We start from the raw sequence: 23,429 nt of genomic DNA on the forward strand, positions 1-23,429 counted from the left end.
GACGGCCGATGCCGGCCGCGTAGACTGGCCGCCCGTGAGCCTCACCATCGGGATCGTCGGCCTGCCCAACGTCGGCAAGAGCACCCTGTTCAACGCGCTGACCAAGAACGACGTGCTCGCGGCGAACTACCCGTTCGCCACGATCGAGCCCAACGTCGGCGTCGTCGGGCTGCCGGACGAGCGGCTGAACAAGCTGGCCGAGATCTTCTCCTCGCAGAAGGTGCTACCGGCGCCGGTGTCGTTCGTCGACATCGCCGGCCTGGTCCGGGGCGCCTCGAAGGGGCAGGGCCGGGGCAACGCGTTCCTGGCGAACATCCGCGACGCGTCCGCGATCTGCCAGGTGGTGCGGGCCTTCTCCGACCCGAACGTGGTGCACGTCGACGGCAAGATCTCCCCGGCCGACGACATCGAGACGATCAACACCGAGCTGATCCTGGCCGACCTCCAGACCCTGGAGAAGGCGCTGCCCCGGCTGGAGAAGGAGGCCAAGCTCCGCAAGGACCGGGCCGCCGCCGTGGCCGCCGCGAAGCAGGCCGTCGAGGTCCTCGACGGCGGCACCACGCTGTACGCGGGCGCCGCCGCCGCGAAGATCGAGCTGGAGCACCTGCGCGAGCTGCACCTGCTCACCACCAAGCCCTTCCTGTACGTCTTCAACGTCGACGAGGCCGAGCTGGCCAACGCCGAGTTCCTCGACGAGCTGCGCGCCCTGGTCGCCCCGGCCGAGGCCGTCTTCATGGACGCCAAGATCGAGTCTGAGCTGGTGGACCTGCCCGAGGAGGAGGCCCGTGAGCTGCTGGAGTCGATCGGTCAGGCCGAGCCCGGCCTCAACCAGCTCGTCCGGATCGGCTTCCGCACGCTCGGGCTCCAGACGTACCTGACGGCGGGGCCCAAGGAGTCGCGGGCCTGGACCGTCCCGGTCGGGGCGACCGCCCCGGAGGCCGCGGGGGTCATCCACTCCGACTTCCAGCGCGGTTTCATCAAGGCCGAGGTGGTCTCCTTCGACGACCTGGTCGCGGCCGGATCGATGGCGGCGGCGAAGGCGGCCGGCAAGGTCCGCATCGAGGGCAAAGAGTACGTCATGCAGGACGGCGACGTCGTCGAGTTCAGGTTCAACGTCTGAACCCGGCCCGCTCTCGCAGCTCACACGCCTCGGCCCAGGTAACGATCTTCAGGCGAGCGTCGGAGCGGGTGTGGAAGTGGCGGCGGTGGACGTACCGCAGTTAGGTGTGGGCGCTCGGAGCGGGTGACTCCGTGAGCTTCCACCGGTCGCCGTGACCCGTGGCGATCGCGACCGCCTCGACCACCCGTCGGGCCGCCGCTGGGTCATCGGCGAAGCTGGCGGCGGCTCCGAGGTCGACCGGCGGCCCGCCAGCGAGGCTCGTGGCCACGGCGATCATTCGCCGGTCACGGTCCGGCACGTCGGCGGTCGCCGCGAATCCGACCACCGCCGACCAATCGGTGACCTGCCCCATCCGCACGATCTCGTCGTCCCACAACAGATCCAGGATCCGCACGAGGTCACCGAAGCCCGGCTGGTCCGGGAGCGCGGTGAAGGTCAGCAGGTGCACGGCGGCCCGCTGGCCGGGCAAGGCGCCGGTGGCGATGTCGGTGCGCAGGGCGATCCGGATCGCGTCACCGGTGAACCCCGAAGCGAAATCCGGTGGGGGAGGCCTCCGATGCAGCGGCGGCGCCGTATCGGGGTCGGCCAGCAACTCCGCCACCCGCAGGCACTCCACACACGGCGGCAACGCGGCGATGTCGACGTATGCGTCGCTGCGATACTCTTCGTAGGCAAGGTCGATCGCCCACTGGTCATGGCCCCAGACCGGACGCTCCGGAGCCGAACACAGCGTGAGACCCGAATACCCGTGAGCCCCAGCGCGGTCGAGAGCGAGATCCACCGACAGGTGCTGGAATGTGCCGTCCGTACACGGCCGAGGTGTCATCGGGTCCTCCTCACCACCGGATGCTTCGCCGGTCGCCCGTGACAACGAAGTCTATCTTTCTCGGCCCGGATTCTGGTTGGTCGATTACTGCTCGGCGAAAAATCCATGGGCTCGGCCATCGCTGTCATGATTCATCGGGGGTGCTTCCCGCTTCACGCCAGGCACTGGAGCCTGACCCAGTAGCGCCGGGCGGGGCCAAGTTCCGTCTCCTGGACGCCCTCCAGTTCGCCGCCGTGGCGTTCGATCGTCCTCGCCGAGGCCACGTTGTCCGCCTCGCAGACGATCAGGACCCGCTCCAGGCCGAGGGCTCGCGCCTCAACGAGCATCCGCCCCAGCGCCCAGGTGGCCAGGCCCCGCTGCCGGGCGGACGGCCGGACGCCGTACCCGATGTGGCCGAGTTGCCGCAGACGGTCGTTCAGCTCGTGGCGCAGCGCGATCCCGCCGAGCACCCGGTCGTCCTCGACGATCCAGCGGTACGTGCACCGCACCCGGCCGCTCTCCGGCGGCTTCGTCGGATCGGCCTGGTCGGTCAGCCGGGTCACCCAGGCGGCGAACCCGGCGGGGGAGTGCACGTCGTCGGAGAGGCCCACCCCGAAGCCGTCCTCGTGCAGGCCGGGACCCCACTCGTCGCGCGCCGCGAGCCAGGCGGCGTGCAGCCGGACGGTGGGCGCGACCAGTTCGGGCATTCGGCAACGATAGTGCCCGTGCGCACGCCACGGCCGGCTTCAGCCGCCCGGGCAACTGCTGTCGCCCCCGCTGTGCTCGCGGCATCCGGACACCGGCGCCGGCGGTGGGGGCGGCGGGTCCAGGTCGCGGTAGGTGTACGCGGCCAGTGTCAGCGCCGGGACGCCGCCGACGACGGCCAGCACCAGGAAGACGATCGCGGTGCGGGCCAGCCGCATCCTGTACGCCACTGCGGCGATCACCGCCGGCCCGGCCGCCGCCAGCAGGAGCATGGCCAGCATCGCCTGGGACAGCTGGCGGCCCAGGTACTCCGTCTCGCTGCTCGGGGAGGAGTACGAGGCGGCCCAGTGTTCCATGCCGATGGCGAGCCAGCGGTAGAAGAGCGCGAGCAGGCCCCCGACCCAGAGCAGCGTCAGGAGCCCGACGACGGGACCGCCGCGCCGCGCGGTCGGGGCGGAGGTGGAGGACGCCATGGTGCCCAGCCTGCACCGGAGCGCCCCCAAGGGCATGAGTCGGCGTACTCAGCGGGCGAGCCCGGGCTCGGCGTCGTCGGGGCCGCCGACCCGGTCCGTTTCGATGTCCGACCTGGACCGATACGCATTCGTTGATCGACAGGTCAGCGAACGCGCTGCATGATGACCTGATGCGAACTCGGCTGCTCTTCGTCCGACACGGTGAGTCGGTACACCAGGTCGAGGGGGTGGTGGGCGGCCCGCACGGCTGCCGGGGACTGACCGAGGTGGGCCACCAGCAGGCGCGCAGGCTGGCCGGGCGGCTCGCCGACGAACTCGCGGTCTCCGGCCCCGTGGCCGTCTACTCCTCCGTGCTGCGCCGGGCGGTCGAGACCGCCTGGCCCATCGCCTCGGCGCTGGGCGTCAGCCCGGTGGCGGACTGCGGGCTGTGCGCCTGGCACACCCCGCCGTACGCCGACGGGTTGTCGACGACCCGGTTCCAGACCGACCACGCGACGGCGGGCGGTGGGGTGTTTCGGCCGTTCGAGGAGGGCAACGAGACCTGGGCGGAGCTGACCGTGAGGGTCAGCCGCGCGATCATGGACATCGCGCACCGGCACCGGGGCGGCACGGTCGTGCTGGTCGGGCACACCGAGACGGTCGAGGGCTCCTTCCACGCCCTCGCCGCCCAGCCGATGTTCAGGGCGTTCGACGTGGCGGTGGCCCCGGCCTCGACCACTGAGTGGACCACCGACGACGACCCCACCGGCTGGCCGCCGGCCCGGTGGACCCTGCGCCGCTTCAGCGACGTCTCCTGACGCCCCACCCGCCCGCCCACCCCCGCCCGCCCCGGCCCCCCACCCACCCGCCGAGCCGCGATGTTGGACAGTTGTCGTTGCATGGGCGGTCTCAAGCGGTGGTTGCAACACCGAGGAGCTGGGACATTCTCTCACCAGGGGTGTCCCAGCCCAGGGTTTGTCGGGGGCGTCCGTTGAGTTCGTCGGCGATGGCGTCGAGGTCGGTTTGGGTGAGGGTGCGGAAGTCGGTGCGGCCTTTGGGGAAGTACTGGCGCAGCAGGCCGTTGGTGTTCTCGTTGGAGCCGCGTTGCCAGGGGCTGTGGGGGTCGCAGAAGTAGACCGGGCAGTCGGTGGCGATGCTGAATTGGCGGTGGCGGGCCATTTCGGTGCCCTGGTCCCAGGTCAGCGAGGCGCGTAGTCGTCGGGGCAGCCAGGTCATCGCGGTGGCCAGTTGCGTGGCGACGTGCTCGGAGAGTTTGCCCTCGGGCAGGCCGACGAGGATCACGAAGCGGGTCTGCCGTTCGACCAGGGTGGCGATGGCGGACCCGCCGTTCGGGCCCCGACCGCCCTCGAGGAGGTCGCCTTCCCAGTGCCCGGGCACGGCCCGGTCCGCCGCTTCGGCAGGCCGGGCGCTGATGTTCAGACCCAGCCAGGGCCGCTGCGAACGGATCGCCCCGGCGGCCTGGGGTCGGCGGCGTCGGGCAGCCCGACCAGAGCGCAACGCGACCTGCCGGGTCAACTCGGCCCGCAGGTTACCTCGGGCTTGCAGGTAGATCGCCTGATAGATCGTCTCGTGGGACACCCACAGGTGCGGTGAGTGGGGATGGTCGCGCCGCAACCGCAGGGCGATCTGCTGCGGCGACCACCGCTGCCCCAGCCAATCGATCACCAGCCGGCGCAGCGACCCCTCCACCGCCAGCTTGCAGGCCCGCTTCGCCCGCCGGTGACGCAGCCACGCCGCCCACTCCGCAACCGACGGCCGGTACACCTGCCCATACCGCTCGAACCGGCCGACCTCCCGGCTCACCGTCGACGGCGCCCGCCCCAACCGGCGAGCGATCTCCCGCACAGACAGCCCCGCCGCCCGACCCAAACCAATCTCTTCACGTTCCCCCGCCGACAACCGCGCCGCCATCAGCAACCACCTCCATCACCATCAACGAAGGTGTTGCAACCACCGGTTGAGCCCAAGATGCCGACGGTAACCGTCCAAGGTCTCCAGCAGGGGCGGCGGAAGGTGGCGGGGGCGGCGGAGGGCGGCGGGGCGTGGTTGGGTGTCGGCGTGGAGCTTGAGTTCGATGGTGGCGGGGTGCGGGTTGCGGGCACGCTGGACCTGCCGGTCGGCCCGGTCCGGGGCGGGATCGTGGTCCTGCACGCCGCCGAGGCCGGGCACCGGTCGTACTTCTGCTACGAGCACCTGGCCCGGCTGCTGCCCGGTGCGGGGATCGCGGTGCTGCGCTTCGACCGCCGGCCCCGGGTGGACGGCCACGACGTTCCCCTGGCCGACCAGGCCGCCGACGCGGCAGCGGCCATCGGTGTCCTGCGCCGGCAGGTCGGCGACGTGCCGGTCGGGCTGTGGGGGCTGAGTCAGGGCGCGTGGTCGGCACCGCTGACCGCCGCGCTCCGTCCGGACCTGGTCGCCTTCCTCGTGCTCGTCTCCTCCAGCGGGGTGAGCCCCGCCGCCCAGATGCGCTACGGCACCGCCGAGCAGCTCCGCCGGCACGGCTACGGCGACGTCGACCTGACCGAGCTGGGCCGGGTGCGGGCCACGATGGAGGCGTACCTGCGGGGCGACCTCGACCGCGCGACCGCGCAGGGGGCCGTCGACCGGGCCGCCGAGCGCCCGTGGTTCCCGCTGGTCCACCTGCCGCGCGAGCTGCCCGACGAGCCGGGCACCTGGCAGGACATGGACTTCGACCCGGTTCCGGTGTTCGCCCGGGTGACCTGCCCGGTGCTGCTCTTCTACGGTACGACCGACGCGTGGGTCCCGATCGACGCCAGCGTCGCCGCCTGGCGGCGGGCCACCGCCGGAGCCGCCACCCCGCCCACCGTCTGCCGGCTCGACGGCTGCGACCACTATCCCACCCTGCACGAGGGCGAGGACCTTGACAGCATCAGCCCGCAGTACGCCGCCACGATGCTGAGCTGGCTCGACGCCCTGCTGCCCGCCGGTCAGCGGACGGGGTCAGGCGCGGCGTAGCGCGTCCTCGACGCCGGTCTCCCGGCTGCCGAGGTGGGCCGGGTCGCGGCCCGACAGCAGGTCCACGGCGGCCTTCACGCATGCGCCGTACTCCCGGGTGGAGCTGATCCGCCACGTCCGGTCGTACTCGCGGGCGGTCTCGTCGCCCACGCCGCTGGCGTCGACGCCGAGCCGCCGGCACACCGCCACGGCGCGGGGCAGGTGGAAGGACTGGGTCACCACCGTCGCCCGCTCCACCCCGAAGATCCGCTTCGCGCGGGCGCACGAGTCGTACGTGTCGAAGCCGGCGTAGTCCAGCACCACCCGCTCCGCCGGCACGCCGTGGTCGAGCAGCCAGCGCCGCATCGCGGTCGGCTCGTCGTAGTCCGGGTTCATGTTGTCGCCGGAGAGCAGGACGGCGCGTACCTTGCCGGCGGCGAGCAGCCGCCGCGCGATCTCCAGCCGGGCGGTGAGGAACGGCGAGGGGGTCCCGTCGGGGTGGACCTTGGTGCCCAGCACCAGGGCGACCGGCGCGTCGGGGACGTCCTGCTCGGCGAAGATGTGCCCATCCGCGCCGCCGCGGATCCACTGCACGCTGGCCACGGTGCCCCCGGTCAGGAGCGCCGCGCCGGCGACGGCCGCGACGACGGCGCGGCGCAGCCAGCGCGTACGCCTGCCGTCGGCCGGGCGCAGCCAACGGATCAGAGTGGAGAGTCGAACGCGCATGGGGCGAGTATCCCAGGGCCGCCTGACAACTGATCTTGCTGCCGGTCGTGTCCGGCCGCCGCCAACCCGCGCCTGCCAGTTGCCGGGGAGCGTCACCATGACGAGGTGGATCAGGGCGTGCGATTCCAGCGGAAGACCGGCGCGCTGCGCAATATCTGCCTGGTGTGGGGCGTGCTCGGGGTGGCGGGCTGGGCGGCGGCGCAGGCGAGAGAGGCCAAGTCCGGCTATCACTGGCCCGCCACGGTCTCGTTCTACGAGCCCCTGACGTACCTCATTGTGTTGCTCGCCGGGGCGGGGTGGGTGTCGCTGCTGTGGCCGTTCCGGCTCGACGTCGGCGCAGACGGCCTGACCGTCCTCGCGAGGGGGTCCACCACCGTCCTGCCGTGGGCGTCGATCGAGTCGATCACCGTCATCAAGATCGGGGACGGCTGGGGGAATCCGCCCCTGAGGATCCGGCTGGCCCCCGGGGTGCGGCTGGGGGGACGCTGGGCCACCAGGAAGAACGGCCGTCGCGTCTACACCCTGCTGGACATGGACGACTTCACGGTCCCGCCGGAGGAGGTGCTCGCCGTTCTCCAGCGGTACGGGGGAAGCCGAATCTACGCGGAGGACTACCTCCGCCACCGCCACGGCAAACGGATGGTCGCCGCGTGGCTCGCCGACCGATCCGTGTTCGACCGCGACCGGCCCCCGGGCTCCGACGAGGGTGATCGCTGATCCACTCCGTGGCGGCGGTGCTGCCAGCGGTCAGGTCGGTGGGCGGGTCAGCTCGACCTCGTCGCCGGGCAGGACCTCCACGTCGCCCTCCGGGCCGCGTACCTCAAGGACCGGAACGCCCTCGTCGAGCTGCATGGCCCGGCGCTCGTTCACGCTGGGCACCCGCGCGATCACGGACGCCCCCGGCGGCAACTCCACCCGCCGCCGCTCCGGTGCCTCGCGGACGACGGTGCCCCTGCTGCGATTGGTGGTGACGAGTCCTTCGGAGCGAAGGACCGAGATCGCCATCCGGACAGCGTCCCGTCCGATGCCGTACTCCTGCGTCAGCCGGGTTTCGCTGCCGACGGCCGAACCCGCCGGCAGGGCACCGGATTCGATCCGCTCCCGCAGCAGGTCGGCGAGCTGCACGTAGACGGGCGTGTGAGAACGCGGATCGATGGTCATGGCATCAGCGTGGTGGCCTCGTGGCCAAGTCGGCTTGTGGCTATATGGCTATAAGGCCTTGATGCATTAAGGGCCTCGCGCCTATAGTTCCAGTTGCACTCGGTATCCGGGTGGAAACGCTGAGGTGCACTGGCTCGACCGAATGAGGCTGATCCCGTGCGCAGAGGGGTGGTTGGCGGTGCGCGGTTTCTTCAGGTGGTCCGGCGGGCCCGGGCGGGCGTCGTGGAGGCGCGGGGCGTCGCCCTGCCCGCGCTCCTCGACATCCGTGTCACTGCTGCCCTGGCAGGTACGGACGCAGCGGTTCCGGTCGGCCCGGTTCGGCCGACGTGGCCTGGACCCGGGGGAGGTGCAGGCGTTCATGGACCGGCTGGCCACCGAGCTGGGCGTCCACTACGACGCGCTGCGGGCGGCCCGGTTGGAGACGGCACGGCTCGGCGGCGAGTTGCGGCGGCTGCGGGCCGCGCAGGCTCGCCGACCCAACGCGGGCCGGCACTGATGGCGGCCCGGGGCCGGTTCGTCATCCACCTGCCGGTGCTCGCCCCGGACCTGGTCGGCGCGGTGCGGCTCGCCCGGGTGGTGGCGCGCTGGGCGGGAGTGCTCTCCTCGGCGGACCCGGGGGGAACCACCGTGTCGGCCGAGGACGAGCAGGGCGTACGGCATCGGGTCTTCTGCGATCTGCGCCTGCCGGGCGGCCGGCGCTGCCTGCTCAGGGCCGACCACGACGGCCCCTGCACCCGCCGTCCGAGCCGCTGACCCTCGGCGGACGGCCGGCCGGCAGTGCGCAGCCAGGACGGCAGTAGCCAACTAGGCGTCCGGTCAGAACTGGGAGTTCTGCCCGCGCTGCCACACCTCGCCCTGGGCACCGTGCCGCTCGGCCGCGTACCGCTCCTGGGTGCTGGCCGCCTCGCGGGCCGCCGCCGAGTCCTCCGGGGTGGACTGCCGCCGCCGGTCCCGCAAGGCGACCACGATGAACGCGATCCCGACCAGCACCAGGGCCGACCCGAAGACAACCATCACTGTCGTCATGTCCCTCACGGTAGGGCCCTCGGGCGAGGGCCGCCGACCCGCACGCGGCCTGGCGGTGGCCGGGGCGTCGCGCTCGGTAGCGGTGGGGAATGGTGGGGCGTAGTGTCATCGACACCTTTCGCAGCCGAGGTTAGGACGCGCGATGCCAGTTCCGCAGCGGACGGGCAAGGTTCGACGGGTCCTCTGCCGGCTCAGGCTGCACATCCCGTCCGAGTTCACCGACTCCGACGACCCGTGCCGTTACGAGCGGCGGTGCCGGCACTGCGGGCAGGTCTTCTCCGCCAAGGTGGTCCACACGTACGGCCGAGCCCGTAGGGCGACGGATCCCTGCGAGCAGGTTTCCGACTGCGTCCGGTGCGGTCACGAGTCGAGGTGGCGCCAGCACAACCGGACCCGTTCCGTGCTGGTGGCCGACCTGCCCGCACCCCAGCGACGGTTCCATGCTCCCGAGCCCTGCGACTACGCCCAGGTCTGCGAGGTCTGTGACGAGGTCACCCAGGTTCGGACCGAGCACGACTGGGACCGGGACGAGTGGGGCGGCAGGTGTCGCGTGTGCCGGGAGCTGCACCTCACCGACGAGGCCTAGACCGGCCGTCGACAGGAATCGCCTGAGGTGGCGTTGCCTACCGGGCTCTCAGACCGCATCCCCCCGACGGGGGTTTCCCTCTCCGGCCTCAGTGTGGGGGCCCAGGTCGCGGGTTCTCCGTCCGCGCCGAAGGTCCCATCCGAGTGCCTCCCTGGTCCGAGGCAGCGGAGCTGAGCGGGAGGCCGTCGGGGACCAGCCAGGTGGCGTAGGCGTGCCGCAGGTCGTGGAACGCTTCCCGCCAGCGGCCCCTGGCCGCCACGCAGGCGACGGCCTCCCGGTCCGTGGTGAACTTCGGTGTCGGCGCCCGACGGCGATGGTGCCGACCGTCGCTACCAGTTGGTGGAGCCCGTCACCTGTGGCCAGGCCACCCCGGTCGGCTTGATGAGGTAGACGATGCCGCCGGAGCCGCTGCTTGTGCCGCCGTTGGCCGTGGTCCGCTTGGTCCGCAGCCAGATCTGCTCGAACTGGGTTCGGGAGTAGACGTGCCGTACCGCGTCGTTGCGGGGTGAGGCCGGGTCGTTGACGATCACATCACCGGTGGGTGTGAAGCCGACCACCACCATCAGGTGCCCGGCGGTGCCGTAGCCCGCCCCGGTCAGCTCGCTGGCGAGGAAGGACTGACTGACCACTACAGGGATGCCTGCGGCGATGAAGTGCTCGATCTCGTCGAGCGAGTGCAGCCGGGTCACCTTCGTTTCCAGCCCGGGAAAGCGGGCTGCGTACGCGGTGTTGAACGGCCAGTTGCCGGTGCCCTTGTACTGGTAGTCGTAGGTCATCCGGGCGGCGTGGTCAACCGTCGGGTCCGCGTGGCTGGGGTCCACCCAGGACGTGTCGGCGGCGGAGGGCTTCCGGCCCCAGTACTCGACGACCATTTCGACGGAGGTCGGCGAGCACCAGGCCTCGCCGCCGCCGCCGTACTGCGCGTAATGGCCGGTGTGGACGTTTTGCGAGTAGCGGGGGGCCGCCAGCTCGGTGCCCCAGGCGATGTGGCCGGCGCTGGGGGTGACGGTGAACCGGTCGGGCACGTTCGAGCTCATCGCGCCGACCGAGCGGACCAGCGGGGAGGCGGTCTGCGCCGGGTCGCGGTAGAGGGTCAGCCGGAGCTGGTACGCCCGCAGCAGCACCCCGGCGCTCGCGTTGTTGATGGCGAAGGTGTCGGCCAAGATGCTGGACGTCCTGTCGCCCTGCCTGTCGACGCTGGTCCGCTTGATGTCGGCGTCGCCGGAGGCCCAGCGCCCCAGCACGTACCACGGCGTGCGGGTGCCGGTGGTGTAGGTGCCCTGGAGTTCGACCTGGAGCCAGGTACCGGCCGGAGTGTCGGCGTTCCAAGAGGCGACCAGCTCGCTGGCGCCGAAGCCGACCTCGGTCAGCGGGGAGGTCCAGGTGCCGTACGCCCAGGTCCGCTTGATGCTGGTGTGCGGGTCCTTGTAGACGGTGGTGCCGGCCGGGGTGCCGAGGGTGAGCCCGGCGGCGGTGACGGTAGTGCCGGCGGTGGCGCCGGCTGACAGGGTGGCGCCGGACCAGCCCTGCCAGGTGATCTGCTCGTCGTGGGTGACCGTGCTGGCTCCGGCAACCGGCCTGGTAGCCCCTGCAGGGGCGGTGGTGCCGAGGAGGGCGAGCGCGGTGGCACCCGCGAGGGTGACGGCGCGCAGCGGTGTCATGGCCATGGCAGCTCCCCAGGGTGAGGCATCGTTGCCGTTCACTGTCCTGCACGGCGGGAAGCTTCACCATAGGTTTGTGTATGGAAAATTATTGCCGGCGCAAGCATCGGCTGGCACGAATCAACGGTCGACCTGCTCGGGGTGCATCCCTCGGGCTCGGCCTGCTGCCAGTACGCCCCCGGCGTCCGTCTACCGCTACCCCTTCAGGGCAGCGGTCGGCTTCGGTAATGGCGCACGCGCTCGCCTGCCGCCGAAGACGTGGCCCTTCGTCTCCCGCCGGGCCTAGGGCGACCGTCGACAGGGATCGCCTGAGGCAGCGGGTGAACCCGTGAGGGTCAGGAGATGTAGTGCAGGATCACGTTGTGCACGTGGTGGCTCTTGTCCGAGCCCCGGAACTCGACCTCGTACGTGTGGGTGCCGACGTGGATCGCGATCGCGCCGGTGGAGAAGAACGACCCGCCCCACGACTTGTTGCTCACCACGCTCACGCTGGTGATCTTCGAGTACGGGATGCTGGTGATCGCGTACCGCTTGCCGACGAAGGACCGGTCCTGGATGATCACGCGCCGGTCGGTGAGGCCGATGAACCCGGTGCCGGTGCCCACGGCGTCGTAGACGGCGATGATCTGTTCACCGTCGAGCAGGCCGCTCTGGATCTGCTGGAACTGCTCCTTGCGGTCGTACGTCGCGTTCGCCATGAGCCCACGGTAGGTCGGCCGCGCCAACGACCAGCCGGTCAGACCCGGTCGAGGCGGTACAGCTGGCAGCTGTCTGAGTCGGTGAGGTGCTGGTAGAGCCAGGGCTCGGCGCGGCTGCCCGCGATGTTCAGCGATGTGCCGAAGCCGCTGCCGTAGCCGGGCGGGGCGGTGAAGGCCAGGACGATGTCGCCTGACGGGCCGTCGGCCGGGTTGAGGGACCAGGTGCCGGGACCAGAGAGCGGGGGATCCTGATCCTGCTCGGAGGAGTCCCAGGTCTCCCAGTTGGTGAGGCCGCTCGCGCTGACTGTGGAGTCCGCGATCAGTTCCAGTCGCCCGCCGTCGGCGGTGGCGTACGACGCCGCCAGATCGGCCGCAGTGATCCCGGTGGGTCGCTCGGTCCCGCAGCCGAAGTAGTTGACCGGGCTGAATACGGCCAGCAGGCCCCCACAGCCGGCCAGCACGGCACCGCAGAGGACGACGACGCCCACGACGGCACCGACGGAGGCGAGCGCGAACATCCGACCCGACTTCACGCGTGCACCATACGGCGTGCGGGTCACCCCGCCACACGGGCAACGAAGATCAGCTCCCCGTCACCCGCACCCACCGCCTGCCGGGCCCAGCCGCCGTGCATCCGCTCGACGGCGAAGCCGGCGGCCTCCAGCGAGCGGCGCAACTCCGCCTCGTCCCGGAAGCGTAGGACGCTCGAACTGAGTCGCTCGTCGCCGTCGGGGAACACGTAGTGGTGGGTGAAGCCGACGGTGCCGTCGCGTACCTCGGTCAGCTCGGTGAAGGCCCGCACCTCGCGGCCGTCGGGCAGGCGGATGAGTCGCCGCGAGTCGGTCGGGTTCCACCGCTCCCACCGCCGGCCCGCCGGGTCGCGGGAGTCGAACGCGAGCCGGCCGCCGGGCACGAGCGCCCGCGCCAGGGCGGCGAGGGTACGGGCCCACTCGTCGTCGGCCAGAAACACCTGCGCCACGTGGCTGGTCATGACGGCCACGTCGAATGCCCCCTCGGGCAGCCTCGCGTCGCGGTCCCGTTCGGCCTGCGTGCGTGGCGCCTGCACCGGCAGTGCCTGCGTGCGTGGCGCCTGCACCGAGGCGGTGCCTTCGATCCAGGTCACCCTGTCGGCGCCGGGCTTGCTGCGGGCCGCGTCGAGGGTGGGGCCGGCCGGGTCGACGCCGGTGACGGTGTGCCCGGCGGCGGCCAGTGCGACGGTCAGTCGGCCTGTGCCGCAACCCAGATCGAGCACGCGGGCATTGGGAGTCTCGTTCACCAGCGACAAGAAGAAATCGTCGTCGGGGCCCCAGCCGCACTCGGCGTCGTAGACCGGCACCAGCAGCGGGTCGACGAACTCCCCGTCCCTCATCACCGGAGGGTAGCCGCAGCCCCGGAATCAGGGAGGGTGGCCGCAGCCCCGGCGAGATCGACACGGTGTGTGGCAAAGCGCGCCTTCTCGGCGTCGGGATGCCCTGACGTGCGGCACATGAAGTGGATCACCCTCGGGGCGGGGCGGGGCCGGTCAGGCGCTCGTGACGGCCCGGTACACGTCCTCGATGCGGGCCGCCAGCAGAACCTCGCCCTCGGTGAGCGGCTCGCCGTCGCCGTGCCCGACCCGGATCTGGGTCCGGTCGTCCCGGCGGCTGATCTCGGGGCGCAGGTGCAGGGCGTCGGCGACCACCTTGACCCGCTCGGTGAGCGCGGCATGCTGGGCGTCGTCCATCACCAGCGTGCGCCGGAGCTGCTCACCCTCCCGGGTCCATCCGGTCAACAGGGTCAGTGCGTCGCTCAGGTAGTCGTGCTTCGTCCGTCCCCTGAACAGCACGCGCATCACCGCACCTCCCAGGCGTCGTTGCCGGCTTGTGGCCAAATCGTCGCCGTCCCGTGTCTATGCCGGTGGCTCAAGTCTGTCGTCCGACCGAGGGTGTGTCCACGCCCACACTTCCCACATCTACTGGCCTGGCGGACGGTTACGGTACCCAAACCGCCGATTGATCTGGCACCCTGGACGCCCGTGCAGACCGAACGGGCCAGCGAGGGCGGACAGACCGAACGACAGGAACCGAAGGTGATCGTCGGCGCGGCGATCATCGCGGACGGGCGGGTGCTCGCCTGCGCCCGGTCAGCCCCGCCCGAGGTCGCCGGGATGTGGGAGTTCCCGGGCGGCAAGGTGGAGCCGGGGGAGAGCGAGACCGCCGCGCTGGTCCGCGAGTGCGCCGAGGAACTGGCCGTACGCGTGGCGGTCGGCGACCGGGTCGGCCGCAACGTGCGGATGGCCCACGGCCGCTCCGTGCTCAAGGTGTACGCCGCCAGCCTGCTACACGGCGACCAGCCGCAGGCCCTGGAACACTCCGCCCTGCGCTGGCTGGCCGCCCACGAACTCGACTCGGTCACCTGGCTCCCCGCCGACGCCCCGATCGTCGCCGCCCTGCGCCCGCTGCTCACCGCCGACTGACCGGCGGAAGCAGGGCGTACGGGCGAAATGCGGACGGGGGCCGCCGGCGTGTGCCGTGGCCCCCGTCCGCGTCGCGGTGCTCAGTGCTTGTCCTGCTCCGGGTGGGCGAAGTTCAGGTGCTCCGGGGGCAGTGGGAACGTCACGTCGTCGCCGAACGGCGACGGCGCGGCGGCCCGGTCGAAGGTGAGCTCCGTCAGCGGGAGCCTGCCGTTGTCGTCCACGGCCGGGGCGGTCGGCCTCGGCACCTCGCGGTGCCAGTTGACGCCGGCCTGGGCCTGGGCCTCGGCTGCCGGGTCGTGCGAGTCGCCCGCGTGCGAGTGCACCCCGCCGTGCGCGCCGTGGGAGTGCACCGCGTCGCCGTGCTTCGCGCTGGTCACGAAGGTCTGAGGCACCTGACCCCTCCGAAAGATCTTGTTACCGAGCCACACAAGGGGATCGTACCTGCGGTCGACGACCCGTTCCTTCATGGGGATGATCCCGTTGTCCGTGATCTTGATGTGCTCGGGGCAGACCTCGGTGCAGCACTTGGTGATGTTGCAGAAGCCGAGCCCCTGCTCCGCCTGCGTGTACTCCCTGCGGTCGGTCCGCGCGTCGAGCGGATGCATGTCCAGCTCGGCGGCCCGGATGAAGTACCGGGGGCCGGCGAAGGCGTGCTTGTTCTCGTCGTGGTCCCGGATCACGTGGCAGGTGTTCTGGCACAGGAAGCACTCGATGCACTTGCGGAACTCCTGCGAGCGCTCGACGTCCACCTGCTGCATCCGGTAGTCGCCCGGGGCCACCCCGGCCGGCGGTGCGAACGCCGGGGTCTCCCGAGCCTTCTCGTAGTTGAACGAGACGTCGGTGACCAGGTCCCGAATGATCGGGAAGGTGCGCAGCGGGGTGACCGTGACGGTCTCGGTCTCCTCGAAGGTCGACATCCGGGTCATGCAGCCCAATTTGGGCATCCCGTTGATCTCCATGGAGCAGGAGCCGCACTTGCCGGCCTTGCAGTTCCACCGGCAGGCCAGGTCCGGCGCGTCGGTGGCCTGGAGCCGGTGGATGATGTCGAGGACCACCTCGCCCTCGTTGACCTCGACCTGGTAGTCCTGAAGGTCGCCGCCGCTCTCGTCGCCGCGCCAGACCCTGAAGTGACGCTTGGTGCCCATCAGTTCCCCGCCTCCTCGGCGTCGGCGTCCGAGACGAGGGCGTCGAAGTCCGCCAGCTCCTCGTCGGTCAGGTACTTGGCCAGTTCCGCACGGTCGAAGAGGCCGATCAGCTCCGACCGCATCTTCGGCAGCGGCTTGTGGGTCAGCCGCACGGCGTCGCCGTTCAACGAGCAGACCAGGTTCACCCGCCGCCACATCGGGTCCATCGCCGGGAAGTCCTCCCGGGTGTGCCCGCCGCGCGACTCCTGCCGCTCCAGCGCCGCCTTCGCGGTGCACTCCGAGACCACCAGCATGTTGCGCAGGTCGAGCGCCAGGTGCCAGCCCGGGTTGTACCGCCGGCCGCCCACCGCGCTGACCTTCGCCACCCGCTCGCGCAGCTCGGCCAGCCGGCCCAACGCGTCGGCCAGCTCGCCCTCCCGCCGGATGATGCCGACCAGGTCGCCCATCACCACCTGGAGGTCCTGCTGCAGGTGGTAGGGGCTCTCCCCGGTGTCGCGCTGCAACGGCGCGAGCGCCGTCTCCACCGCGGCCTCCACCGCGCTGATCGCCACCTTCGGGCGCTCGGTCAGCTGATCGGTGTACGACGCGGCGTGGCCGCCCGCCCGCTTGCCGAAGACCAGCAGGTCGGACAGCGAGTTGCCGCCGAGGCGGTTCGACCCGTGCATGCCGCCGGAGACCTCACCCGCGGCGAACAGCCCGCGCACGCTGCCGAACGCGGCCCCGGAGTCCGGGTCCACCTCGACGCCGCCCATCACGTAGTGACAGGTCGGGCCGACCTCCATCGGCTCCTTGGTGATGTCGACGTCGGCCAGCTCCTTGAACTGGTGGTACATCGACGGCAGGCGGCGGCGGATCTCCTCGGCCGAGCGCCGGGAGGCGATGTCCAGGTAGACGCCGCCGGCCGGCGTACCCCGACCGGCCTTGACCTCGCTGTTGATCGCCCGGGCGACCTCGTCGCGGGGCAGCAGCTCCGGCGGGCGCCGGTTGTTGTCCGGGTCGGTGTACCAGCGGTCCGCCTCCTCCTCGGTCTCCGCGTACTGCTTGCGGAAGACGTCGGGGACGTAGTCGAACATGAACCGCTTGCCGTCGGAGTTCTTCAGCACGCCGCCGTCGCCGCGCACCGACTCGGTGACCAGGATGCCCTTCACCGAGGGCGGCCAGACCATGCCGGTCGGGTGGAACTGGAGGAACTCCATGTTGATCAGCGTCGCCCCGGCGCGCAGCGCCAGCGCGTGCCCGTCCCCGGTGTACTCCCAGGAGTTCGAGGTGACCTTGTACGACCGGCCGACGCCGCCGGTGGCCAGCACCACCGCGGGGGCCTCGAGCAGGATGAACTCGCCGGACTCCCGGTAGTAGCCGAACGCCCCGGCGACCTTCTCGCCGTCGAGCAGCAGCTCGGTGATGGTGGTCTCGTCGAACACCTTGATCCGGGCGTCGTACGAGCCCAGGTTGGCCTTGTCCTCCTGCTGGAGGGAGACGATCTTCTGCTGGAGGGTGCGGATCAGCTCCAGGCCGGTCCGGTCGCCGACGTGCGCCAGTCGCGGGTACTCGTGGCCGCCGAAGTTGCGCTGGGAGATCTTCCCGTCCTTGGTGCGGTCGAAGAGCGCCCCGTACGTCTCCAGCTCCCAGATTCGCTGCGGCGACTCCTTCGCGTGCAGCTCGGCCATCCGGAAGTTGTTGAGGAACTTGCCGCCGCGCATGGTGTCGCGGAAGTGCACCTGCCAGTTGTCCCGGCTGTTCACGTTGCCCATGGCGGCGGCGGCGCCACCCTCGGCCATCACCGTGTGCGCCTTGCCGAACAGCGACTTCGAGATGATCGCGGTCTTCTTGCCGGCGAGCCGGGCCTCGATCGCCGCGCGCAGGCCGGCGCCGCCGGCCCCGATCACGACGACGTCGTAGTGGTGTCGTTCGATGCGATTCGTGGTGGTCATGTCAGGCCCTCTAGTTGATGAACCGCAGGTCGTTGAACCAGCCGGCCGCGACCGCCATGACGTAGAAGTCGGTCAGCGCCAGGGTGCCGAGGGTGATCCAGGCGAGCTGCATGTGCTTGGCGTTCAGCGTGGAAATGAACGTCCAGGCCTTGTACCGCACCGGGTGCTTGGAGAAGTGCTTGAGCCGCCCGCCGATGATGTGCCGGCAGGAGTGGCAGGAGATCGTGTACGCCCACAGCATGATCACGTTGACCAGCAGGACGATGTTGCCCAGCCCGAAGCCGAAGCCCTTCGGCGAGTGGAAGGCCAGGATCGCGTCCCAGGTGTTGATCAGCGAGATGACCGCGGCGGCGTAGAAGAAGTAGCGGTGCAGGTTCTGGCCGAGCAGCGGGAACCGGGTCTCGCCGGAGTAGGTCTTGTGCCCGTCCGGGACCGCGCAGGCCGGCGGCGACAGCCAGAACGACCGGTAGTACGCCTTGCGGTAGTAGTAGCAGGTGAGCCGGAACAGCAGCAGGAACGGCAGGGTCAGCGCCGCGTCCGGGATGACCCACCAGCCGGGCAGGAAGCGCCCGAAGTGCGAGGCGCTCTCGACACACCGCTCGGTGACGCAGGGGGAGTAGAACGGGGTCAGGTAGTGGTACTGCTCCACCCAGTACCACTTGTGCATGAAGACCCGGACCGTCGCGTACGCGATCCAGGCGCTGAGCCCGACGACGGTGATCAGTGGGGCTATCCACCAGCGGTCGGTCCGCAACGTCTTCGCCGCTATGGCGGCGCGTGCTCGCGCGCCCCGCGGCCTCGTTGCCGTTGATGTCATTCGAGTCGTCTCCCTGACGGGGCCCTGACGGGCGGCATCATGTTCCGGCCGGCACGCGGACCGGCGAACCTCGTACCCGCTGCCACGTCACGCGCAAGCCAACGACCGCACCGGTGCCGGCGCAGCTAAGTGACACACGTTACGCCGATCTTCGCTGGCCGTCCGCGCAAGGGAGTGTCCCGGGTGTCCGGTCCCCCGAAAAGCCCTCGCAACACGTTCGATTTCCGGTGTCAAAGCCTCACCGCGCAGGCCAGCCGGGGACCGACCGGTCGCGGCGTGGGGCTCAGCCGGAGGCGCCGCCGGTGAAGTTCCAGGCGGCCAGCCGCAGGGCCGGGGCGTCCCACCAGACGCCGTCGACCCGGTCCGGCTGCCGGACCGGGCGACGGCCGATCCCGAGCACCGCGCCGGGCCCCAGCGCCCTGGGGTACGACTCGGTGAAGCGGAAATCCCGTACCGCCCGGACCGGCACACCGCCCTCCACCAGCCAAACCCCGTTGCGGGTCAGCCCGGTGATCACCAGGCTCTTGGTGTCCAGCACCCGGGTGTACCAGAGGTCGCTGACCAGCAGGCCACGTTCCATCCCGGCGACCAGGGCGGCGGTCTCGGCGTCGAGCACCGGCCCGCCCGGCGTCTCCGCCCCGCCCGGCGGCCCGCCCGGCATCTCCGACCCACCGCCGGCCGCAGTGAAACCCGCCACAGGGGCGCCCGTTCCCCGGGTGACCCCGGCGGTGGCGACCCCGCCGGTGCCGGTGAGCCGCAGGTTGCCGGGGGTCGGGCCGAAGGTGGTCGCCCCCGGCTCCGCGTGCCCGGTGGAGCCCGCGCCGGCCTGCGCGCCGCTGCGCCGGTCGTGCGCGACGGCGACCGTGGTGCCCGCGTCCACCAGGGTCAGCGCCCGCCGGCCGGTGCCCTCGGCGTCGAACGGCAGCCCGGAGCCGCCGAGCGGGTCGTCGACGAGCGTCACCACCGGATCGAACTGGGCGACGCCCGGCTCGGCGAACGACTGCCGCTCGGCGAACCGCTTGCCGTTGAAGCCCCACATGGCGAAGTTGTGCAGCAGGTCGGCCACGGCGGCCGGCTCCAGCACCACCTCGTACCGGCCCGGCGGCAGCTCGACCGGGTCCACGGCGGCGCGTGCCTTCGTGGCGGCCCGGAGCCCCAGCGCCGCCCCGTCGAGGTCGGCGAGCCGGTCCGCGCAGAGCCGGGCCACCCCGTCCGCCGCGCCGGCCCGGGCGATGCCGTCCATCGCCGCCTCGGCCGCGCTGCTCTGCGCCGAGTGGCCGGACGAGTTGGCGAACGCCGCCGCCCGGTACGCGGTGCGGCAGTAACCGGCGGCCTCCAGCCCGCCGACGGCGGCCACGAACGCGCGCACCCGCTCGGCCCGCTCGTCGGGCTCGGCGAACGCGGTGGCCTCGTCCCACGCCGGGACGGCCGGCACCGACACCGGTGGGGTCAGCCCCGGCCAGGCCGGGTCGGGCGGGCAGAGTCGGGCCGCGGTCAGGGTCCGCTCGACCAGGGCGGCCAGCCCGTCCGGGGTGACCACGCTGCCGCTGCCGGCGGCCGTACGCCCGTCGGCGTGCAGCCGCAGCCGCACCCCGACGCCCGACTCGGCCACGTTCTGGTGGATGAAGGAGTTGGCGAACCGGGTCAGCGCCAGCTCGGACCGGGTGACCACCACCTCGGCCTCGGCCGCCGGCCCGCCCAGCCGGCGGACCAGGTCGACCACCCGGCCGGCGAGGTCGAGCGCGTGCTGCTCGGCGTCCTGGTTCATGCGACCACCGCTGCGCTCGCTCATGCGCGGACCCCCACTCGGACGTTGCGGAATCGGGCCGGCGCGGCCGGGTGGCCGGTGTGGCCGGTCTGGCCGGGCTGGCCCTTGCCGCAGTTCGGCGTGCCCCACGCGACGGACTCCGAGGAGAGCATGTCCATCGAGCGCCAGAACAGCGGCCCGATGCCGGTGTAGGTGGGGTTGCGCAGCATCCGCCCCCGCCGGCCCCGCTTCACCTCCCAGCCGATCTCGCAGCCGAACTGGAAGTTGAGCCGCTTGTCGTCGATCGACCAGGAGCGGTTGACGTCCATCAGGACGCCGTCGTCGGTGGCCGCGACGATCTCGTCGAGGGTGTGCGGGCCGGGCTCCAGGCCCACATTGGTCATCCGCACCATCGGCAGCCGGGCCCAGCCGTCGGCCCGTACGCTGCCGCCGTGGTCCAGGCCGGCGACGGCGGCCGAGTCCCGGCCGGCGAGCACCCCGACCCACCGGCCCTCGCGCACCGCGTCCCGCCGCACCGCCGGGGAGCCCTCGTCGTCGAAGCCGAAGCTGCCCAGCGCGCCGGGGATGGTCGGGTCGATGGTGACGTTCATCAGGTCCGAGCCGTAGCGCAGCGAGCCGAGCTGGGCCAGGTCCAGCCAGGATGTGCCGGCGAAGGCGGCCTCCCAGCCGAGGATGCGATCCAGCTCGATGGCGTGCCCGACCGACTCGTGGATCTGCAACGCGAGCTGCTCGCCGCCGAGGATCAGGTCGGTCTCGCCGACCGGGCACTGCGGGGCGGTGAGCAGCGCCCGGCTCTCCTCGGCGATCCGGGCGGCGTGCGCGGCCAGGTCGAGTGAGGTGACCAGCTCCCAACCGGTGGTGCCGTACTGGCCCCGGTAGCTCGGGTACGACCGGCGCTGGGTCTCGCCGTCGCCGATCGAGGTGGCGGAGATGCCGCCGCCGCACTCTCGGATGTGCTGGTCGATGCGGTGGCCCTCGCTGGAGACGAACCACTTCGTGGTGTCCCAGACCTGGTAGAGCCCCTCGGCCACGTCCGCGCCGTGGGCGGCCATCGTCGCGGTCGCGCCGACCAGCAGGTCGCCCTTGTCGGACAGGGCCACCCCGAGCGGGTCCACCTCGCACTGCGAGGACCAGCTCGCGACGATCGGCTCGGCCGGCACCAGATCGATCGGCGGGCCGGGGACCCGCGCGCTCGCGGCGGCGATCCGCGCGGCCCGCCGGCCGGAGTCGCGGGCCGCCGCGTCGGACAGGTCGGGCACGGCGTGGAAGCCCCAGCTCGACCCGACCAGCGCCCGGACGCCCAGCCCGAGGCTCTCGTCCTGGGTCAGCTCCTCGACGTCGCCGTTGCGGGCCGACATCGACTCGTACCGACGGTGCATCACCCGGGCGTCGGCGTACCGGGCCCCCGCGTCCAGGGCGGCCTGCACGGCCGCGGACGCCGCGTCGAATCCGGTCATGGCCCGACCCTAGGTGACGGGACCGACATCCGTCAGGGGACGAGATCCTCCGGCCGGACCGTCGCCACGACGGGCTCGGTCAGCTCCAGCACCTCGCCCCGTTTGACCGCCGAGTGCTCCACGTAGTGGGCGTGTCGACGGTGGTACAGGCGCAGCGCGCCGGTGTCCTGCTCGATCAGCAGGTACCAGTCGATGCCGGCGGCGGCGTAGTAGTGCATCTTGAGCACCTTGTCGGTGGCCGCGTTGCTCGGCGAGATGATCTCGCAGACCAGCCGGACCTCGTGCGCCTCCACGTTGGGATCGTCGAGGTCGACCGGGTTCGTGACGACGAGGTCGGGAATGGGGACCCGTCCGGGCCTGAGCCGGACGTTCACCGCCTCCAGCAGTTCCAGCCCGACGGCCTCGGCGGCCGGTTCGAGGATGTTGCCCAGCTTGCGTGAGATTCGCTGGTGCCGGGGGGTGGGGGCTGGGGTCACGTGGAGGCTCCCGTCGAACAGTTCGACCCGTTGGGACGTCTCGCCGAGGGCGAGGTACTCCTCCTCGGTCCACGGGCCGTCGTGGTCGAACATTGCCGTGGTCATGGTCACCTCCACCTCGATCCGGCGAGGATCGTCTCCCGGTTGCCGCCACCATGGTCGCACCCGAGGTGCGGCCTGGGGTGCGCGTGGCGTCGATGTCCTGGTGGGGGGTGCCGCAGGTAGATGCCGAGTCGTTACGCTGACCCCCGCTGACAGCTCCCGTTTTGTAGCTTATTTTCAGCCTCAGTGAACTGTTGTAGGTTCTCTTCGTCACTGAGGGAGGCGGTCGTGGACAAGTCAGCACCAGCGCCGTCCGGGCAACCGGGCGACCGTCCCGGCGTGCCGGAGCAGCGCGGAGACGGCCCGTACCTGAGGGTGAGCGACCTGCGGGTGCGGTTCGCCACCTCCGACGGCACGGTCCGGGCGGTGGACGGGGTCTCCTTCGCCGTCGAGCGCGGGCGCACCCTCGGCATCGTCGGCGAGTCCGGCTCGGGCAAGAGCGTCACCTCGCTGGCGATCCTCGGCCTGCACGATCCGAAGCGCGCCACCATCACCGGCGGGATCTCCGTCGGCGGCCGGCAGCTCATCGGCCTGCCGGAGGAGGACGTGCGTCAACTGCGCGGCCGGGACATGGCGATGATCTTCCAGGACCCGCTGTCCGCGCTGCACCCGTACTACACCGTGGGGAAGCAGATCGCCGAGGCGTACCGGGTGCACCACCCGGGGGCCGGCAGGCGGGAGGCCCGGCGGCGGGCCGTGGACATGCTGGGCCGGGTCGGCATCCCGCAGCCGGCGAAGCGGTACGACCAGTACCCGCACGAGTTCTCCGGCGGCATGAGGCAGCGGGCGATGATCGCCATGGCCCTGGTCAACGACCCGGACCTGCTGATCGCCGACGAGCCGACCACCGCGCTCGACGTCACCGTGCAGGCGCAGATCCTCGACCTGCTCGCCGACCTCCAGGCCGAGTTCCACTCCGCGATCATCCTGATCACCCACGACCTCGGCGTGGTCAGCCAGGTCGCCGACGAGGTACTGGTGATGTACGGCGGACGGGCCGTCGAGCACGGCGCCGTGGAGCAGGTGCTCCGGCGCCCGCAGCACCCGTACACCTGGGGTCTGCTCTCCAGCGTGCCGTCGCTGCACGGCGACTCGGACGCGGACCTGGTCCCCATCCCGGGCAACCCGCCCAGCCTGGTCAACCTCCCGTCGGGCTGCGCCTTCCACCCCCGCTGCCGGTACGCCGACCGCAACGGCGACCGCTCCCGCACCGAGGTCCCGACGCTGGGCCCGGCCGGCGAGGCGGGTCACCTGGTCGCCTGCCACCTGTCCGCGCGGGAGCGCACCCAGCTGTACCGCGAGGACGTCGCACATGTGGGGGTGGCACGGTGAGCGCGAGGAACGTAGCGGAGCGGAGTCCCG

Annotated in this window: 27 protein-coding genes; 9 read left to right on the forward strand and 18 right to left on the reverse strand. The window is 71.6% G+C overall.

Annotation, left to right across the window (positions count from 1 at the left end; genetic code table 11):
• Positions 1-34 precede the first annotated feature (34 nt).
• Positions 35-1,120: a redox-regulated ATPase YchF gene (ychF, locus tag OG559_RS16255; RefSeq protein WP_405104729.1), complete on the forward strand. Its 1,086-nt coding sequence runs from the start codon at positions 35-37 to the stop codon at positions 1,118-1,120.
• Between the two features lie 100 nt (positions 1,121-1,220).
• Here the strand turns inward: ychF and OG559_RS16260 are convergent, their stop codons facing one another.
• The 3 genes from OG559_RS16260 to OG559_RS16270 all read right to left on the reverse strand — a co-directional run bounded on the left by OG559_RS16260 (position 1,221) and on the right by OG559_RS16270 (position 3,103).
• Complete coding sequence (locus OG559_RS16260; RefSeq protein ID WP_405104731.1) at positions 1,221-1,901, reverse strand: hypothetical protein; 681 nt, start codon at positions 1,899-1,901, stop codon at positions 1,221-1,223.
• A gap of 197 nt (positions 1,902-2,098) precedes the next feature.
• A complete protein-coding gene (locus OG559_RS16265; RefSeq protein WP_405104733.1) occupies positions 2,099-2,632 on the reverse strand; it encodes a GNAT family N-acetyltransferase in 534 nt (177 codons plus the stop codon).
• A 39-nt stretch (positions 2,633-2,671) separates the two neighbouring features.
• Positions 2,672-3,103: a DUF6234 family protein gene (locus OG559_RS16270; RefSeq protein WP_405104735.1), complete on the reverse strand. Its 432-nt coding sequence runs from the start codon at positions 3,101-3,103 to the stop codon at positions 2,672-2,674.
• Between the two features lie 170 nt (positions 3,104-3,273).
• Here OG559_RS16270 and OG559_RS16275 point away from each other — a divergent pair, with 170 nt between their 5' ends.
• Positions 3,274-3,900, forward strand: coding sequence for a histidine phosphatase family protein (locus OG559_RS16275; RefSeq protein WP_405104737.1), 627 nt, complete (start codon positions 3,274-3,276; stop codon positions 3,898-3,900).
• A 91-nt stretch (positions 3,901-3,991) separates the two neighbouring features.
• Here the strand turns inward: OG559_RS16275 and OG559_RS16280 are convergent, their stop codons facing one another.
• The gene (locus tag OG559_RS16280; RefSeq protein ID WP_405104739.1) at positions 3,992-5,014 is read right to left on the reverse strand and encodes an IS30 family transposase; all 1,023 of its coding nucleotides are present in this window, start codon (positions 5,012-5,014) and stop codon (positions 3,992-3,994) included.
• A gap of 57 nt (positions 5,015-5,071) precedes the next feature.
• On the opposite strand from OG559_RS16280, the gene OG559_RS16285 reads away from it, so the two are divergent.
• Entirely contained in the window at positions 5,072-6,079 is a 1,008-nt protein-coding gene (locus tag OG559_RS16285; protein ID WP_405104741.1) for an alpha/beta hydrolase, read from the forward strand.
• Here the strand turns inward: OG559_RS16285 and OG559_RS16290 are convergent.
• Complete coding sequence (locus tag OG559_RS16290) at positions 6,065-6,784, reverse strand: vancomycin high temperature exclusion protein (RefSeq protein ID WP_405104743.1); 720 nt, start codon at positions 6,782-6,784, stop codon at positions 6,065-6,067. The two genes, OG559_RS16285 and OG559_RS16290, sit on opposite strands and share 15 nt — an antisense overlap.
• 117 nt (positions 6,785-6,901) lie before the next feature.
• Here OG559_RS16290 and OG559_RS16295 point away from each other — a divergent pair, with 117 nt between their 5' ends.
• Positions 6,902-7,501 carry a hypothetical protein gene (locus OG559_RS16295; RefSeq protein WP_405104745.1) on the forward strand — a complete coding sequence of 200 codons (600 nt, stop codon included), beginning with the start codon at positions 6,902-6,904 and terminating at the stop codon, positions 7,499-7,501.
• Positions 7,502-7,531: 30 nt separating this feature from the next.
• Here OG559_RS16295 and OG559_RS16300 read toward each other — a convergent pair whose 3' ends face one another.
• Complete coding sequence (locus OG559_RS16300; RefSeq protein ID WP_405104747.1) at positions 7,532-7,945, reverse strand: GntR family transcriptional regulator; 414 nt, start codon at positions 7,943-7,945, stop codon at positions 7,532-7,534.
• A 265-nt stretch (positions 7,946-8,210) separates the two neighbouring features.
• Here OG559_RS16300 and OG559_RS16305 point away from each other — a divergent pair, with 265 nt between their 5' ends.
• Positions 8,211-8,441, forward strand: a complete 231-nt coding sequence (locus OG559_RS16305; protein ID WP_405104749.1) for a DivIVA domain-containing protein — start codon at positions 8,211-8,213, stop codon at positions 8,439-8,441.
• Positions 8,441-8,698 carry a hypothetical protein gene (locus OG559_RS16310; protein WP_405104751.1) on the forward strand — a complete coding sequence of 86 codons (258 nt, stop codon included), beginning with the start codon at positions 8,441-8,443 and terminating at the stop codon, positions 8,696-8,698. Before OG559_RS16305 ends, OG559_RS16310 begins: the two co-directional genes overlap by 1 nt.
• 63 nt (positions 8,699-8,761) lie before the next feature.
• Here OG559_RS16310 and OG559_RS16315 read toward each other — a convergent pair whose 3' ends face one another.
• On the reverse strand, positions 8,762-8,971 hold the full coding sequence (locus OG559_RS16315; protein ID WP_405104753.1) for a hypothetical protein: 210 nt from the start codon (positions 8,969-8,971) through the stop codon (positions 8,762-8,764).
• A gap of 142 nt (positions 8,972-9,113) precedes the next feature.
• Between OG559_RS16315 and OG559_RS16320 the strand changes: the two genes are divergently transcribed.
• The gene (locus tag OG559_RS16320) at positions 9,114-9,557 is read left to right on the forward strand and encodes a hypothetical protein (RefSeq protein WP_405104755.1); all 444 of its coding nucleotides are present in this window, start codon (positions 9,114-9,116) and stop codon (positions 9,555-9,557) included.
• A 329-nt stretch (positions 9,558-9,886) separates the two neighbouring features.
• On the opposite strand, the gene OG559_RS16325 is transcribed toward OG559_RS16320, so the two are convergent.
• From OG559_RS16325 to OG559_RS16345, 5 genes are all read right to left on the reverse strand, one after another.
• The gene (locus tag OG559_RS16325; RefSeq protein WP_405104757.1) at positions 9,887-11,224 is read right to left on the reverse strand and encodes a peptidase C39 family protein; all 1,338 of its coding nucleotides are present in this window, start codon (positions 11,222-11,224) and stop codon (positions 9,887-9,889) included.
• A 329-nt stretch (positions 11,225-11,553) separates the two neighbouring features.
• The gene (locus OG559_RS16330; RefSeq protein WP_405104759.1) at positions 11,554-11,916 is read right to left on the reverse strand and encodes a PH domain-containing protein; all 363 of its coding nucleotides are present in this window, start codon (positions 11,914-11,916) and stop codon (positions 11,554-11,556) included.
• 38 nt (positions 11,917-11,954) lie between these two features.
• Positions 11,955-12,449, reverse strand: coding sequence for a hypothetical protein (locus tag OG559_RS16335; protein WP_405104761.1), 495 nt, complete (start codon positions 12,447-12,449; stop codon positions 11,955-11,957).
• 23 nt (positions 12,450-12,472) lie between these two features.
• Positions 12,473-13,285 (reverse strand): class I SAM-dependent methyltransferase, encoded by an 813-nt coding sequence (locus OG559_RS16340; protein WP_405104763.1) that lies wholly within the window; start codon positions 13,283-13,285, stop codon positions 12,473-12,475.
• A 153-nt stretch (positions 13,286-13,438) separates the two neighbouring features.
• Positions 13,439-13,747 carry a 4a-hydroxytetrahydrobiopterin dehydratase gene (locus OG559_RS16345; protein ID WP_405104765.1) on the reverse strand — a complete coding sequence of 103 codons (309 nt, stop codon included), beginning with the start codon at positions 13,745-13,747 and terminating at the stop codon, positions 13,439-13,441.
• 183 nt (positions 13,748-13,930) lie between these two features.
• On the opposite strand from OG559_RS16345, the gene OG559_RS16350 reads away from it, so the two are divergent.
• The gene (locus OG559_RS16350; RefSeq protein ID WP_396670218.1) at positions 13,931-14,371 is read left to right on the forward strand and encodes a (deoxy)nucleoside triphosphate pyrophosphohydrolase; all 441 of its coding nucleotides are present in this window, start codon (positions 13,931-13,933) and stop codon (positions 14,369-14,371) included.
• A gap of 80 nt (positions 14,372-14,451) precedes the next feature.
• Here the strand turns inward: OG559_RS16350 and OG559_RS16355 are convergent, their stop codons facing one another.
• From OG559_RS16355 to OG559_RS16380, 6 genes are all read right to left on the reverse strand, one after another.
• A complete protein-coding gene (locus OG559_RS16355; protein ID WP_405104767.1) occupies positions 14,452-15,516 on the reverse strand; it encodes a succinate dehydrogenase/fumarate reductase iron-sulfur subunit in 1,065 nt (354 codons plus the stop codon).
• The gene (locus tag OG559_RS16360; RefSeq protein ID WP_405104769.1) at positions 15,516-17,447 is read right to left on the reverse strand and encodes a fumarate reductase/succinate dehydrogenase flavoprotein subunit; all 1,932 of its coding nucleotides are present in this window, start codon (positions 17,445-17,447) and stop codon (positions 15,516-15,518) included. Before OG559_RS16360 ends, OG559_RS16355 begins: the two co-directional genes overlap by 1 nt.
• Before the next feature lie 10 nt (positions 17,448-17,457).
• Positions 17,458-18,264 (reverse strand): hypothetical protein, encoded by an 807-nt coding sequence (locus OG559_RS16365; protein ID WP_396670215.1) that lies wholly within the window; start codon positions 18,262-18,264, stop codon positions 17,458-17,460.
• 283 nt (positions 18,265-18,547) lie between these two features.
• Positions 18,548-20,032 carry a TldD/PmbA family protein gene (locus OG559_RS16370; protein ID WP_405116703.1) on the reverse strand — a complete coding sequence of 495 codons (1,485 nt, stop codon included), beginning with the start codon at positions 20,030-20,032 and terminating at the stop codon, positions 18,548-18,550.
• A gap of 20 nt (positions 20,033-20,052) precedes the next feature.
• The gene (locus OG559_RS16375) at positions 20,053-21,489 is read right to left on the reverse strand and encodes a TldD/PmbA family protein (RefSeq protein ID WP_405104771.1); all 1,437 of its coding nucleotides are present in this window, start codon (positions 21,487-21,489) and stop codon (positions 20,053-20,055) included.
• A 32-nt stretch (positions 21,490-21,521) separates the two neighbouring features.
• Positions 21,522-22,070, reverse strand: coding sequence for a Uma2 family endonuclease (locus tag OG559_RS16380; protein ID WP_405104773.1), 549 nt, complete (start codon positions 22,068-22,070; stop codon positions 21,522-21,524).
• A 225-nt stretch (positions 22,071-22,295) separates the two neighbouring features.
• Here OG559_RS16380 and OG559_RS16385 point away from each other — a divergent pair, with 225 nt between their 5' ends.
• Positions 22,296-23,399, forward strand: a complete 1,104-nt coding sequence (locus tag OG559_RS16385; protein ID WP_405104775.1) for an ABC transporter ATP-binding protein — start codon at positions 22,296-22,298, stop codon at positions 23,397-23,399.
• Positions 23,400-23,429 lie beyond the last annotated feature (30 nt).

This window comes from Micromonospora sp. NBC_01405 (assembly GCF_045040155.1).
Classification (GTDB): domain Bacteria; phylum Actinomycetota; class Actinomycetes; order Mycobacteriales; family Micromonosporaceae; genus Micromonospora.